The organism is Acinetobacter sp. ANC 3882, assembly GCF_022549545.1.
In the GTDB taxonomy this organism is placed as follows: Bacteria; Pseudomonadota; Gammaproteobacteria; order Pseudomonadales; family Moraxellaceae; genus Acinetobacter.
In genome coordinates, this window is record NZ_JAKZGB010000003.1 from 245,394 (window position 1) to 258,701 (window position 13,308).

Annotated in this window: 14 protein-coding genes and 1 tRNA gene; 8 read left to right on the plus strand and 7 right to left on the minus strand. The window is 38.1% G+C overall.

The window, feature by feature from the left end:
* Nucleotides 1-351 carry a hypothetical protein gene (locus tag MMO42_RS08665; RefSeq protein WP_241320117.1) on the plus strand — a complete coding sequence of 117 codons (351 nt, stop codon included), beginning with the start codon at nt 1-3 and terminating at the stop codon, nt 349-351.
* Between the two features lie 69 nt (nt 352-420).
* Here the strand turns inward: MMO42_RS08665 and MMO42_RS08670 are convergent, their stop codons facing one another.
* Both MMO42_RS08670 and MMO42_RS08675 read right to left on the minus strand, forming a co-directional pair.
* Nucleotides 421-1,002 (minus strand): hypothetical protein, encoded by a 582-nt coding sequence (locus tag MMO42_RS08670; RefSeq protein WP_241320118.1) that lies wholly within the window; start codon nt 1,000-1,002, stop codon nt 421-423.
* Between the two features lie 16 nt (nt 1,003-1,018).
* Nucleotides 1,019-1,480, minus strand: coding sequence for a hypothetical protein (locus MMO42_RS08675; RefSeq protein ID WP_241320119.1), 462 nt, complete (start codon nt 1,478-1,480; stop codon nt 1,019-1,021).
* 802 nt (nt 1,481-2,282) lie between these two features.
* Between MMO42_RS08675 and MMO42_RS08680 the strand changes: the two genes are divergently transcribed.
* Together MMO42_RS08680 and MMO42_RS08685 are read left to right on the plus strand one after the other, a co-directional pair.
* A complete protein-coding gene (locus MMO42_RS08680; RefSeq protein WP_241320121.1) occupies nt 2,283-2,900 on the plus strand; it encodes a thiol:disulfide interchange protein DsbA/DsbL in 618 nt (205 codons plus the stop codon).
* A 374-nt stretch (nt 2,901-3,274) separates the two neighbouring features.
* Nucleotides 3,275-3,505, plus strand: a complete 231-nt coding sequence (locus MMO42_RS08685; protein ID WP_241320122.1) for a hypothetical protein — start codon at nt 3,275-3,277, stop codon at nt 3,503-3,505.
* Nucleotides 3,506-3,551: 46 nt separating this feature from the next.
* On the opposite strand, the gene MMO42_RS08690 is transcribed toward MMO42_RS08685, so the two are convergent.
* Nucleotides 3,552-4,235: a pirin-like bicupin family protein gene (locus MMO42_RS08690; RefSeq protein ID WP_241320124.1), complete on the minus strand. Its 684-nt coding sequence runs from the start codon at nt 4,233-4,235 to the stop codon at nt 3,552-3,554.
* 193 nt (nt 4,236-4,428) lie between these two features.
* Entirely contained in the window at nt 4,429-5,772 is a 1,344-nt protein-coding gene (gene argG / locus MMO42_RS08695; RefSeq protein WP_241320125.1) for an argininosuccinate synthase, read from the minus strand.
* A gap of 219 nt (nt 5,773-5,991) precedes the next feature.
* On the opposite strand from argG, the gene MMO42_RS08700 reads away from it, so the two are divergent.
* A complete protein-coding gene (locus MMO42_RS08700; RefSeq protein ID WP_241320126.1) occupies nt 5,992-6,339 on the plus strand; it encodes a hypothetical protein in 348 nt (115 codons plus the stop codon).
* Nucleotides 6,340-6,359: 20 nt separating this feature from the next.
* On the opposite strand, the gene MMO42_RS08705 is transcribed toward MMO42_RS08700, so the two are convergent.
* The gene (locus tag MMO42_RS08705) at nt 6,360-7,211 is read right to left on the minus strand and encodes a LysR family transcriptional regulator (RefSeq protein ID WP_241320127.1); all 852 of its coding nucleotides are present in this window, start codon (nt 7,209-7,211) and stop codon (nt 6,360-6,362) included.
* Nucleotides 7,212-7,375: 164 nt separating this feature from the next.
* On the opposite strand from MMO42_RS08705, the gene MMO42_RS08710 reads away from it, so the two are divergent.
* From MMO42_RS08710 to MMO42_RS08720, 3 genes are all read left to right on the plus strand, one after another.
* On the plus strand, nt 7,376-8,287 hold the full coding sequence (locus MMO42_RS08710; protein WP_241320129.1) for a DMT family transporter: 912 nt from the start codon (nt 7,376-7,378) through the stop codon (nt 8,285-8,287).
* Between the two features lie 317 nt (nt 8,288-8,604).
* On the plus strand, nt 8,605-10,635 hold the full coding sequence (locus MMO42_RS08715; RefSeq protein WP_241320130.1) for an NADPH-dependent 2,4-dienoyl-CoA reductase: 2,031 nt from the start codon (nt 8,605-8,607) through the stop codon (nt 10,633-10,635).
* 85 nt (nt 10,636-10,720) lie between these two features.
* Nucleotides 10,721-10,810: transfer RNA gene (locus tag MMO42_RS08720), tRNA-Ser, on the plus strand.
* 65 nt (nt 10,811-10,875) lie between these two features.
* Here the strand turns inward: MMO42_RS08720 and yghU are convergent.
* Entirely contained in the window at nt 10,876-11,727 is an 852-nt protein-coding gene (gene yghU, locus MMO42_RS08725; protein WP_241320132.1) for a glutathione-dependent disulfide-bond oxidoreductase, read from the minus strand.
* Between the two features lie 115 nt (nt 11,728-11,842).
* On the minus strand, nt 11,843-12,760 hold the full coding sequence (locus MMO42_RS08730) for a LysR family transcriptional regulator (RefSeq protein ID WP_241320279.1): 918 nt from the start codon (nt 12,758-12,760) through the stop codon (nt 11,843-11,845).
* Nucleotides 12,761-12,871: 111 nt separating this feature from the next.
* On the opposite strand from MMO42_RS08730, the gene MMO42_RS08735 reads away from it, so the two are divergent.
* Nucleotides 12,872-13,303 carry a CidA/LrgA family protein gene (locus MMO42_RS08735; protein WP_241320134.1) on the plus strand — a complete coding sequence of 144 codons (432 nt, stop codon included), beginning with the start codon at nt 12,872-12,874 and terminating at the stop codon, nt 13,301-13,303.
* Nucleotides 13,304-13,308: the final 5 nt, after the last annotated feature.

Consider the following 13,308-nt stretch of genomic DNA (forward strand, 5'->3'; position numbering starts at 1 on the left):
ATGGGAATGCTTTATATAATAGGTTTTAATGAAAAGCAACCTTTGGGTCATCAATGGGCAGAGTTTGATTGTAATTCTACAGTTGATTTCTATCTTCGTAGTTTATTGAAAAATGCAATTCAGGATACTTATCCGGAGCTTTATGAAAAAATTACAGAAGAGCTATTCGTTGAACAAATAAGGTTTGATGAGTTATCTTCTGAAGATTTTATGAACATTGTATTTGCAGTTAGAAGTGAAATAAATTCAAATGAGTTATCAGAAGAGCCGAATGATGGAGTAAAAATCTGGAATGCAGCAATTGAGCCCTTAATTATTATTGATGAGAGATATGATCCAAATTTTAAGTGAAAACTTTATAAACTTCTTTATATTAAATTCTTAAAAATTGATTAGATTTATTTTATTGGGACATAATTATTAATTATGTCCCATTTTGTTTATTATTCGGATAGGAATATTTAAATTTTGTTTCGTTATTGATTGGGATTCAAGCCTGTACAATAGGGGGCGAACTTTATTAGGGTCAGTATATTCTCCAACTTCTATGCCTTGAACGAGCTCTCCAAGAGCTTGTTTTGTTTCTAAATCATAAATCCACAAAAAACAATTGTTTTGATTCTTAACATTCATTTCAAAGCCAATTTGATAATTTTTATTTGCTTCAAAATTCGCTTTGACTAGATTTGTGTATTTGTAACCACCGCGTTGGCACCAAATCTGTAGATCATGCTCTCCTGCAGTTATATTTTGAGGAATAGATAATTGTGCTCGACCATTAGGAATTTTTTGATGATCAATTGCAAAAACGTAAGAAATTTTATCTGCTTTAATTGAATGGCTTTTTTCTACGCTACCGATAATAGTTGCAATATTTTTTGAGAGGGTTGGCTGTGTATAATATTTTACAGCCTCTGAAGTTGCTTGTTCTGATAAACTTATACAGCCTGTAAGTCCAGTAATCAAAAAGCCTAAGCCGAATAATTTGAAAAAAAGTTTCATCAAATAGCCCTTAAAATTACTTATTCGTTATAACTGGTATAAGATTAATATTTGTAGATGAAGGTGAACCATTCAAAATTTCTTTTGGAGTTACTATTTCACCAGTATCCATGTTTTCTATCCAAAATAAAATAGGTTCTTTATTCATTTTAATATCAGCTTGATTGCTCTTAACTTGATAATGTTGTCCAGACTTAGCATTAAAAATTATGTGACCATGAGCAAGGAATTTTGGTGTGTCTGATATGATACGTACTTCTGTTACTGTTGGCTCAATTTGAAACGGTTTATTCCATTCATTTGATTTGCTTAGAGTTGCTTTATTATTGATATAGCTTATATAAATGCGAGCTTTAGTAAATCGAAGTGCTGTACTAGTTTTTTGAAAACCTTGGATAGTCGTTATTTTCTGGTCATCTGAAATATTTGGAGTTTGGTGTATGAGTTCAGTCGGAATTTGAGCTTGTGCCGTACCCAAAAGTATCATGGCTGAAAGTAAGAGAGTGCATCTAGCTTTAATATTCATAACTTTAAAGTGTTTATTAGGCAGTTAACCAAACAATTATAGCAATAAAATAAATTTATTTATTAAAATCTACCTATTTCAAATTAATACATTGTAAAAATCAATGGACTAATTAAATTAAAAAAAGAAAAATTTAACATCAAATATAAGCTAATTACGGAGTTGTTTAAGATGAAAAAATTGATCAAAATTTTCTATTTTTTATCATAAAATAATGGTTTTTGATTAAAGTTTTTTAAATCCATCATTTATTCTAGGTAGTGGATATACCTACCAAAATATTAAAGTCATATAACTTTTTATGAAGTTACATGAACTCCAAAGCCCTGAATTATATAGATTCAGGGCTTTTTTTAGCTCTCTATCAAGGTCTACTATTTATTTTGTTGACTTAATTATAATTTTAACTGAATAGTCCGTCAGATCGCTTTATCACAATGTTGAAATCTATAATAAGTTAGTTTAATTGTGAATGTTCGAGTACCTAACTTTTACTATAAAAATCTGTCAGAGACATATCATACGTAAATAAACGATTTGCTATGCTGTTGTTTTTCTGTTTCTTAATTGTTGATTTTAATCAAAAATTTACAAATTAGAAATTTGCAGCATATTTCCCTTGTAGAATATTCACATCGTCGCTTAACTCTCCTGTTATAAGGATATCAACAGATTTGTACGATAACGTATTGGAATTATGACTTTTTTATAAATGCCCAAGCGCTATAAAATGGCTTTGAGGATAGCGAAATTAATGAAACATTTTATTTTAACCAGTGTAACTGCAATAGCTGCAGTATTTTCTACACATACCATGGCTTTAGACTTTGTTGCAGGTAAAGATTATACGGTTGTACAAAATCCTGAAAAGACGTCTGTGCCTGATAAGATCGAGGTACGTGAGTTCTTTTGGTATGGTTGTACGTATTGTTTTAAATTAGAACCACATATGCAAACGTGGTTAAAGAAAATTCCAAATGACATCTATTTTCTTCGTACGCCAGCGGCCATGACCCCAATGTGGGAGCAAGGCGCACGCGCATATTATGTCAGTGAGGCCTTAGGTGTGCGTAAACGTACACATCTACCATTATTCCATGCCAATTTTTCAGGTAACCAAAGAATTTTGCAAAAGGATGCTTTCGCTAAATTCTTTACTCAGTATGGTGTACCTGAGAAAAAATTTAATGCAATGTACGATTCTTTTGCAATCACTGCCAAAATTGCTGAATCCAATCAATTAGCTCGCCAGTATCAACTTACGGGTGTTCCTGCTGTGGTTGTAAATGGCAAATATATTGTGCAGGGCGGTGATGAGAAAGTTATTCAAGTAGTTGAATATCTAGTGGATAAAGAACGGAAAAAGAAATAATTTTTAGGTTTTCTAAACAGCATTATTTTTATTTGCATATATGGACCAAAATGCTTTATTCGCCGTGGTCATCATTTATTTTGTTTCGCTTTTTTCAGCCTCAAAAGGGTGCTTGACCCAAGCGAATAATGGTGCTAATTTAATCAATAAGGAAGTCATATACTATTTGGGATTTAAGAGAAATCTTGCCTAAATGAACAAAGATATGACAACCTGAACACACAGCTAACAACGAACGAAACGATTCAGATCGTTTTTAAAAATGTTCAAGGTTGTAGAAAAGCCCGTTAATCGGGCTTTTTTAATGCCGATTATTTTTGAGTAAAATTTAAGCTATAGTGAAATAAAGATTGGAGGAGCAATGGGGGATTGTGATGCTGATATTTATTATTTTAGTCATTGTGATTGGTTTGGTTTTATTATTTTTCTTCGCAAACAAAACAAGTGTTACACAGGATACTACGGATTATAGTCATCCATATTCTTCAACAATGTCTAGCTGCGATTCATTCCAGGACAATAACGATACGCATATGGATGATTGTAGTGCAAATACTGATTCGAGTTCTGACTCAAGCAGTTGTGACAGTAGTAGTAATGATTAAAAAAACTTGTACCCCTTGAGGGTAAGAGGTACAAGCTAAACTGGGCTTAAGGTAAGTCAAACCAAATCATTTGGCTGTCTTGTAATGCAGTAATGGTTGCTGTTTCATCAAACAGTAGTGCATCGCCTGCTTTGACCACGTGATCAGCAATCATGACTTCGCCTGAAATCACGTGCACATAGTTTACTTTTTTCTGTGCTGTAATTTCTAAATGTTGATCTTTCTCAATGACAGCAGTTTTCACTTCCGCATTTTGACGAATCGACATTGGCGCAGATACATCACCAGCAATCAAGTGCCATTGGTTTGGATGATCTTTCGGGTTGAGTTGAATTTGCTGATAGGTTGGCTCAGCATCTTGCACATTTGGTTGAATCCAAATCTGTAACAGATGCACCGCTTTATCATGCTTGTTCATTTCACTGTGAGTAACCCCAGTTCCAGCACTCATCAATTGCCATTCACCTGCATTGATTTGGCCTTCATTGCCCATACTGTCTTTGTGGGAAATGGTGCCGTCAAGTACACAGGTCAAGATTTCCATGTTGTCATGGGGATGGGTACCGAAACCATTGTGTGCAGCAACCGTATCATCATTGATCACGCGAAGGGCGCTGACACCCATATATTTGGGGTCGTACCAGCTACCAAATGAAAAGCTATGATAGGTATCTAACCAACCTGCTTTGACATGACCACGATTTTCACTACGATGTAGATAAGCATTCATCTTTCATCTCCCAATTATTATGTTTTGCTTGATGTTTATATTATCGATTCATAATGGTGATAGATAGTATTTTATTGCGACATATTGTCCTAAAAATGAAATGATTAAATGTTTAACTTTTTATTTCAAATAATAAAAAAGGCTGAATCAAATATTCAGCCTTTTCAAGTTGGTAAAAGAATTTACCAATCTTTTATTTTGATTTATTTTCCAACTGTGGAATTGCAGAACCTTGGCCAACAGCAAGTAAACCTGTTTCAGTATAGATACCGAGTTTTGCACGGGTATCGGTAATGTCGAGGTTACGCATGGTCAACTGACCGATACGATCCATTGGAGTAAATACAGAATCACCTTTCTCCATGGTTAAGCGCTCAGCTTCATAGGTGAGGTTCGGAGATTCAGTGTTCATGATGGTGTAGTCATTACCACGACGCAATTCTAAAGTCACTGTACCAGTAATGGCCTTAGCAACCCAACGTTGTGCTGTTTCACGTAGCATTAATGCTTGTGAATCGAACCAACGGCCTTGGTAAAGTAAACGACCTAAACGTAAACCGTTAATGCGGTATTGTTCGATTGTATCTTCGTTATGGATACCTGTTACCAAGCGCTCATAAGCGATGTGTAACAAAGCCATACCCGGTGCTTCATAGATACCACGAGATTTCGCTTCGATGATACGGTTTTCGATTTGGTCAGACATACCTAGACCATGACGACCACCGATGCGGTTCGCTTCGAGAATGAATTCAACTGGATCTTCGATACGTTGGCCATTCAATGCAACTGGCATACCTTCTTCAAAAGTAATGCTCACTTCTTCTGGTTGGATTTCAACGTCATCTTTCCAGAACGCAACGCCCATAATTGGATCTACGATTTTAATACCCGCATTCAAGTATTCTAAATCTTTTGCTTCATGCGTTGCGCCCAACATATTTGAGTCAGTTGAGTACGCTTTTTCTTTTGACATTTTATAGTCAAAGCCGTTGTCGATTAAGAATTGCGACATTTCGGCACGACCGCCTAACTCATCAATAAAGGTTTGATCTAACCAAGGCTTATAGATTTTGAGGGCAGGGTTGGTCAATAAACCATAACGATAGAAACGTTCAATATCGTTACCTTTATAAGTAGAGCCGTCACCCCAGATGTTGACGTCATCTTCTTTCATTGCCGTTACAAGCATGGTACCTGTGACTGCACGACCTAAAGGTGTGGTATTGAAATAAGGAACGCCACCCGTGCTGATATGGAATGCGCCACACTGAATTGCAGCAATACCTTCAAGTGCAAGTTGTAAACGACAATCGATTAATCGAGCTTTGACTGCGCCGTACTGTTCAGCTTTCTTTGGAATAGCATCATAGTCATCTTCATCAGGTTGACCCAGATTTGCAGTGTATGCATAAGGCTCTGCGCCTTTCTGTTTCATCCATAATAAAGCTGCTGAAGTGTCTAAACCACCAGAGAAGGCAATCCCAACTTTTTTACCTACTGGTACATGCTGCAAGATCGTTGCATTATCAGTCATTGCTAGTCCTAACTATTTCGAAATAGGCACCCTAATACATCGGTGACCAAAGAGAATTTATACGCTCAGTACTATATCACTTTTCAAATCGATTTTTTTTGTGTTAGGAAAGGAATTCTTTTTTTTTCATTTGAAAAATAGATTAACATAGGAAAAATATAAAGTTTTACGATAAGCATAAAGTTTTTATTAAGAGTCTAAAAAGAGTGAAAGAATAAAATGCTAAAAACGAACAATCAGATTCTCTCTACATTACACCGCATTGTCGGGTTTATCTTAATCTCAGATATCTTCTATGCGATTTATAACTTATTTATGCATATGCCCAAATACTTTACTGGTGGTCTCTTGGGGCGTATTGCCTTGATTGCTGCTCATTTCCTATGTGCGAAAAGTGTTAAGACGGGAAGTACAAGCAGTCGTATTGGTTCAATTATAATGACGGTGTTTATGCTAAATATGTTCCCCTTAGGAACGGTTATAGCAGTCGTCATGCTATTTTTCTCTGTATTTAAATGGGAAAAAGATTCAACTTTTCAATTACCAATTGAACTGCAAAAAAGTTAAATCTTTCATTTAAAATTAGCTCAAAGTGAATCATTTAAGCCAATAAATTGCTTCTCAATCGGCGTAAAGACATGGTCCTGACGTGCAATGAGATATAAGCCGATATCTCGATACTGCTCAGGTGTTTCTCGATAATATTGGATTTTGTATTTTTCGATCAATGATTTAGCAATCATCGAGATCCCCATGCCTAACTGGGTAAAGTGAATTAAAGCTTCATGATCATAAATATGGGTGAGTTCACCTTTTGTAAGATTATAGTCCACATAGATACTGTCTAAAGTTGTGGCATAGTAGCATTGTTCAGAAGCCAGCAAAATATTTTGATGATTCAGGCAATCTTCAAGACTCTCGTGGTTAATCATGTTTTTACCAATAATAACCAGTTGATCATCAGCCTTTTGAATATATTGCAGATTTTTGTGTTTAGGGTATCCCAGAGCATAAGCTATATCCAGATTACCCGCTAAAATCTCCTCCTCAATATAACCTGTTGGGCCTGTTTTCATGGTCATAGAGAGGTCAGGGTAAGCTTCATAGAGTTTGCTAAAAGAGGGATAAAAACGCATTCCACCTAAACTGGTATTGGTGCCGAAACGTAACACACTTTCTTGTTGATAGATCTTATTTTCTGTTTCTTCCCAAGTAAAAATCATCTTTTTGTATTGGGCGTATAAGTTCATCCCAGACTCAGTGAGTTCAACCCCTTTGGGTTTACGAATAAATAGTTGGCGTTTGTAGTGATTTTCAATTTTTTTGATTTTCGCTGTCATATTGGACTGTAAATAATTCAGCTTATTTGCCGCTGCGGTAATGCTTTTAAGCTCAGCAACAGTAACAAATGATCGGATATCGCTAATATCAATATTCACTTCAAGTCCCCAAGATTTCGGCCTAAACAATTTTAAAATGGCATTGTAGCATTCAGATTGAAATAGACATCAAAAAAAATGATGTATCTATTAAAACATAGCATTATTCATGATGTCATTTGTTTTATACACTAGAATGACTTTCTAAGGGTTGAGTACAACACGTGAATATTCGAGTCGTGAGTGCAATCGCGTTGCTATGCTTGGTGTGGGGATCTTTATGGGGACTGGTCAAACATAGCCTACAAGTGTTTCCGCCATTCCTCTTTATCTCTACACGTTTGATTTTAGCGGCATTGACATTGATGGTCGTACAACGAATTCTAAAAAAATCCATTTTGCCTAAACAAGCTGAATGGAGGTCATTGATCATTTTAAGTATGTTGATCTGCTTTGGTTTCTATGCCACACAAACTTTTGCCATGCAATTTGTAGACTCAGGTCTATCGGCGGTACTTGTGTTTACCATGCCAATTTTTATTGGTGTGCTAGCTCATTATTTCTTAAATGAAAGGTTAAATCGCCAGAAGGTGATTGGACTTATTTTAGGGACTTTGGGATTGATCGCAATCCTATGGCCTCAACTACATCATTTACATCTAAATGTGTCTTTATTGGGACAAGTTCTGTTAATTGGTTCGGGCTTCTTTTGGGCAATGTCTACGATTTATATAAAAAAGAATTTTGCTGCATACGACAAAATTAAATTGACGATCTGGCAGCTTTTGCTTGGTGGAAGTTTAATGTTTGTTATGGCTTTGTTATTTGAACCTGTCGACACTCAGGTTTGGCTCAATCCTGTAAATGAATCGGCATTGTTTTATATTGCAGTGGTCGGGACTGGTTTTGCATTTGTACTTTGGAACTGGATTGTAAGTCAGGTCGATACCTTTATTGCATCGATTTCGATTATGTGTATTCCAATTCTAAGCTTATTGTTTGGCTATCTGGTTTGGCATGAACCTTTAACGCTGAATATTTTAATTGGCGCAGCATTTATTTGCTTGGGTATTGTGATGAGCTCTTTAAAAATGAAACCATCACGTGTCCATGTGGCGTATTCAGCAAATCAATAACGTTAAACTATTGTTTAGCAAGAAATGTAAGTCTATATAAATACTCAATCTGCATTTAAATTGAATTAATTTTATTGAACAAGATCAGCCATGTTTTCATTGCTGATCTTTTCGTTTTTGTCATTTGAATCAATAAAACCAAGTAAGTTTGGATAACCCATTATTATTACAAAATATTTAGGCAGGAAATATGGACTGAGCTAGGTGGAATTGACTTTTTCAACGCTGAAAATTTTATAAATAGTCATCCCAAATAAACAAAAAAGTATTAAAGTACTATGCAACAAGTTGCAAAGCCAAAATATAGAAGGAATACCATGACTAGCTATGCAAATATCTTAAAGCCATTACATTTGGGTTTTACTACCATTAAAAACCGTGTCGTAATGGGCTCGATGCATTCAGGTTTAGAAGATCGTTTTTTCAATTATCCTAAACTTGCGGCTTATTTCGGTGAACGAGCAAAGGGTGGGGTTGGCTTGATCATCACCGGAGGAATTTCTCCAAACCGTCAGGGCTGGTTGCTCCCTGCGGGTGGAACGATGAATAGCTTGGCGGATATTCCTCATCATCGTCTGGTTACACATGCTGTGCATAAGCATGGCGCAAAAATTTTGATGCAAATTCTGCATTCAGGCCGCTATGGTTATCATCCATTTTCGGTCTCATCGTCTGCAATTCAGGCACCCATTAATCCATTTAAACCGCGTCAAATGTCGGATGCTCAGATTCTTGCAACCATTGACGATTATGCGCGTTGTGCTAGCTTGGCTAAAAAAGCGGGTTATGATGGCGTAGAAATCATGGGTTCGGAAGGTTATTTAATTAACCAGTTCTTAAGTAGCCATGTGAATAAGCGTACTGACCGTTGGGGCGGTGATATCGATAATCGTATGCGTTTCCCTGTGGAAATTGTAAAAGCGATTCGCGCTAAAGTGGGTGAAAAATTCATTATTGCATTCCGCTTGTCTCTGCTTGATTTGGTACATGATGGCAATACCATGCCCGAAGTGATTGTGGTTGCCAAAGCGTTGGAAAAAGCAGGAATTACGCTGTTAAATACAGGGATTGGCTGGCATGAAGCACGTGTCCCAACTATTGTGACTTCAGTCCCTCGTGCCGCATTCGTGGATTATACCGCTGCGGTAAAACAACATGTTTCTGTACCTGTGATTGCATCGAATCGTATCAATATGCCTGATACTGCGGAAGAAATTATTGCTTCTGGCAAGGCCGATATGGTGCAAATGGCTCGTCCATTCTTGGCTGATGCATACTGGGTAAATAAAACCGCGACCAATCGTGTCGATGAAATTAATACCTGTATTGCGTGTAACCAAGCGTGTTTAGATCATGCATTTAAGAATGAGCGTGTAAGCTGTTTGGTCAATCCACAGGCGTGCCATGAAACAGAATTGGTTTATATCAAAACCAAAAAACCAAAGCGTATTGCCGTTGTCGGTGGTGGTGTGGCGGGGATGTCGGCTGCAACAGTTGCAGCAAGTCGTGGCCATGCGGTGACATTGTTTGAAGCCAATAATGATGTCGGCGGTCAGTTCAATTTGGCCAAAGTTGTACCTGGTAAAGAAGAGTTCCATGAAACGATTCGTTATTTCAAAGTACAACTGAAACAGACGGGTGTTGATGTACGTTTAAATACGCGTGCTAGCCGCGAACAGTTAGAACGTGAAGGTTTTGATGAAGTTATTGTGGCAACGGGTGTTGTACCGCGTGCATTAAAAATTCAAGGCAGCACAGCACCACAGGTATTGTCATATGCGGAAGTATTGCGTGGTGCCGAAGTTGGACATAAAGTTGCGGTGATTGGTGCGGGTGGTATTGGTTTTGATGTTTCAGAGTTTTTATTAAAGCCACCACATCAACCTCAACCACAGCCTTTGGCTGATTGGCAGCGTGAATGGGGTGTTGATCCAAATCCGAATTATATGTCTGAGGGTGGTACACAACGTCCAGAGGTGGAGATTCCAATTCGCCAAATTTATTTATTGCAACGTAAAACAACGCCGTTAGGTGTTGGCCTGGGTAAAACCTCTGGTTGGGTGCATCGCGCACAATTGAAAAAACATGCGGTACGTATGCTTCGTGGTGTGCAATATAAAGCAGTCACCGATGAAGGTTTATGGGTCGAGCATAATGGTCATGACCAATTATTGCGTGTCGATACGATTGTGGTCTGTGCAGGGCAAGAATCGGTTAAAGATTTAATGCCAAAAGACGGTGAAAATACCTCAGCGAACTACCATATTATTGGTGGTGCGAAACTGGCTGCCGAGCTTGATGCGAAACGTGCGATCCGTGATGGTGCTGAATTAGCCGCTAAACTCTAAAATTGATGAAACATTATGCATTTGAATACATTGCAGTTAAATTTCTCTTGTATAAAAGGGGCAAGCTTTGTATTCTTACGCACATGGAAGCGTGGCAGAGCGGTTTAATGCACCGGTCTTGAAAACCGACGAGGGTGTGAGTCCTCCGTGAGTTCGAATCTCACCGCTTCCGCCAAATTTAAAAAGCCCTTGCGAAAGCAGGGGCTTTTTTGTTTACGCTATTCATTAGACAAGGCGTAGTTATTGCAATTTATCCTGCGTTTTGGTTTCAAAGTCACTGGCATCATGTCGTTCATGTAGTTGGCTAGCTAAATCGCCAAAAGGACGATTCACCATACGCCCACGCTGTACCGCAGGACGCGCCTGAATGGCATCGGCCCAACGTTGAACGTTTTTATACTGATCGACACTTAAAAACTCATCCGCATTATAAACCCAGCCTTTTACAACGCTGCCATACCATGGGAAAGCAGCAATATCGGCAATACTATATTCATGACCTGCCAAGTATTCATTCTTTGCTAAATGTTGGTCTAAAACATCCAATAAGCGTTTGGTTTCAAGGGCAAAGCGGTTAATGGCATATTCGATTTTTACCGGTGCATAGGCATAAAAATGCCCTAAACCGCCACCAATATAAGGTGCGCTACCCATTTGCCAAAATAACCAGTTCAAACATTCGGTACGTGCAGCAAGGTCTGTGGGAATAAAGGCTTTAAATTTTTCAGCTAAGTAGAGCAAGATTGAACCTGATTCAAACACTCTGAATGGTGGATTTTGACTGTGATCTACCAAGGCGGGAATTTTAGAGTTTGGGTTAATTTCAACAAAGCCACTACCAAATTGTTGGCCTTCACCGATTTTAATTAACCAAGCATCATACTCAGCATCGGTATGTCCTAATGCGAGTAGTTCTTCTAGCAGAATCGTCACTTTTTGCCCGTTAGGTGTAGCAAGCGAATATAACTGGAGTGGATGTTGTCCAACAGCTAATTTCTGCTCATAGCGACTCCCTGAGGTTGGCTGATTTAAATCTGTTTTTTCTCCAGTCCATTGCCAGACTTTGGGTGGAATGTAGTTTGAATCATTCATTATGACTTGCCATCTTATCAATTGATTCATCCAGTTTAGGCGAGCTCATCTAGGATTGGGTAGCTTTTTTGTGGCAAAGCTTTATCAGTTTTTCTGCGAATTTTAGTTGAATATTTCATTCATCAATTTTTGACTTAATCAATTGAAAGTGTTCACGAATCACATTAAGCCAAGCCTGTACCGCGGGAGAGACAGGCAGATTCTTTTTCCATGCCATGGCAAGATGCCACTGAATATTTGGCTTTTCGAGAGGAATGGCTGCAAATAATTCGAGATCAAGCATATCGGTATAATATTGCGGCAATAGGGCAATGCCCATACGTTGCAACACCATATCTGCCAGCAAGTTCCATTGGCTGGTTCGGCAGGCAATGCTTGGGTAGAAACCATGTTGCTGACATGCATCTAGAATAATACGATTGAGCGAGAAATTTTCGGGGAACATTAAAAAGGATTGGTGTTGTAATTCTTCCAGATTTATTTTTTTGCGGGTTGCCCAGGTCGCATCTCGCCGTAATAGCACCATCAACGGGTAATCACACAATTCGATGCTATTAAAGATCTGCTGGTCGAAAGGATGCAACAACACACCCACATCCAGTTCATTATTCAGTAAAGCCTGTTCAATCCCTTTGGAACCGACTTCTAGAAAAGAAAGTTCAATCTCTGGCCATTGTTGATGATAATCAAACAGGGCAGTAGTCAGCAGCTGAGAACCTAAAGGCGGAACGCCCAATTTTAAAGTGCCTGTTTTTAATTGCTGATAGTTTTCGATTTCCAGAAAAATATTTTGTTCTGCCTGCAAAAGCTCAAGCGCATGCTGATAGATGCGCTGGCCAATTTCCGTCAGTTCAACCTGTCTCTTGCGGCCATGTTCTGGCTTTACCAACAATTGTACCTGAAGTTGTTGTTCAAGCTGCTGCAAGATTTTACTAATAGTCGGTTGAGTCAGATAGAGCTGTTCCGCAGTACGGGTAAAGCTCTGGGTTTTGACCAAAGTGACAAAGCATTGTAGCGATTTGAATGAAAGCATAATTGGTAAAATATTATTCCATTTTTGCATAATTTTAACATGAATAATTCATATTATGCCAATAGCACGGGGTTAGCATAATGATGTAGTTCACCATTTTATTTCGTTGTCATGAGCACTGAATCCGTTTCTGAAACTTCTTCCACAAACAGCTTCTTCATATTGGTCAAACAGATTTTAATTCTGGCGGCTTTTTGGGGTATTGGTTATGTTTTGCATCAGCAATTAGGTGTCCCAATCTCCGCAGGGATTTTAGGCATGTTGTTATTGCTGATCTGTCTATTTCTAAAGGTGATTAAAATGGATCAGGTGGCTATGGGGGCTTCGGTTGTTCTCAGCGAATTATTGCTGTTTTTTGTGCCTGTGGTTGTCGCCGTGGTTCAGTACAAAACTTTGTTTATGACTGAAGGCTGGCAAATTGTACTGAGTATTGCGCTGGGGACGATCTTGGTGATGTTGAGCACCTGTCTGACCATTCATTATTACAACCGTCTCAAAAGCTATTTGCAAACACGTAAACCTTTCCAGCATAAGCATATCTAAAGGTA

Bases quoted from the DNA above. Each gene is read 5' to 3' on its own strand.
- MMO42_RS08715 (WP_241320130.1), top strand. From the start codon at position 8,605: ATGACTAGCTATGCAAATATCTTAAAGCCATTACATTTGGGTTTTACT.
- MMO42_RS08700 (WP_241320126.1), top strand. From the start codon at position 5,992: ATGCTAAAAACGAACAATCAGATTCTCTCTACATTACACCGCATTGTC.
- MMO42_RS08665 (WP_241320117.1), top strand. From the start codon at position 1: ATGGGAATGCTTTATATAATAGGTTTTAATGAAAAGCAACCTTTGGGT.
- MMO42_RS08735 (WP_241320134.1), top strand. From the start codon at position 12,872: ATGAGCACTGAATCCGTTTCTGAAACTTCTTCCACAAACAGCTTCTTC.
- MMO42_RS08685 (WP_241320122.1), top strand. From the start codon at position 3,275: ATGCTGATATTTATTATTTTAGTCATTGTGATTGGTTTGGTTTTATTA.
- MMO42_RS08680 (WP_241320121.1), top strand. From the start codon at position 2,283: ATGAAACATTTTATTTTAACCAGTGTAACTGCAATAGCTGCAGTATTT.
- MMO42_RS08690 (WP_241320124.1), bottom strand. From the start codon at position 4,235: ATGAATGCTTATCTACATCGTAGTGAAAATCGTGGTCATGTCAAAGCA.
- MMO42_RS08670 (WP_241320118.1), bottom strand. From the start codon at position 1,002: ATGAAACTTTTTTTCAAATTATTCGGCTTAGGCTTTTTGATTACTGGA.
- yghU (WP_241320132.1), bottom strand. From the start codon at position 11,727: ATGAATGATTCAAACTACATTCCACCCAAAGTCTGGCAATGGACTGGA.
- MMO42_RS08730 (WP_241320279.1), bottom strand. From the start codon at position 12,760: ATGCTTTCATTCAAATCGCTACAATGCTTTGTCACTTTGGTCAAAACC.
- argG (WP_241320125.1), bottom strand. From the start codon at position 5,772: ATGACTGATAATGCAACGATCTTGCAGCATGTACCAGTAGGTAAAAAA.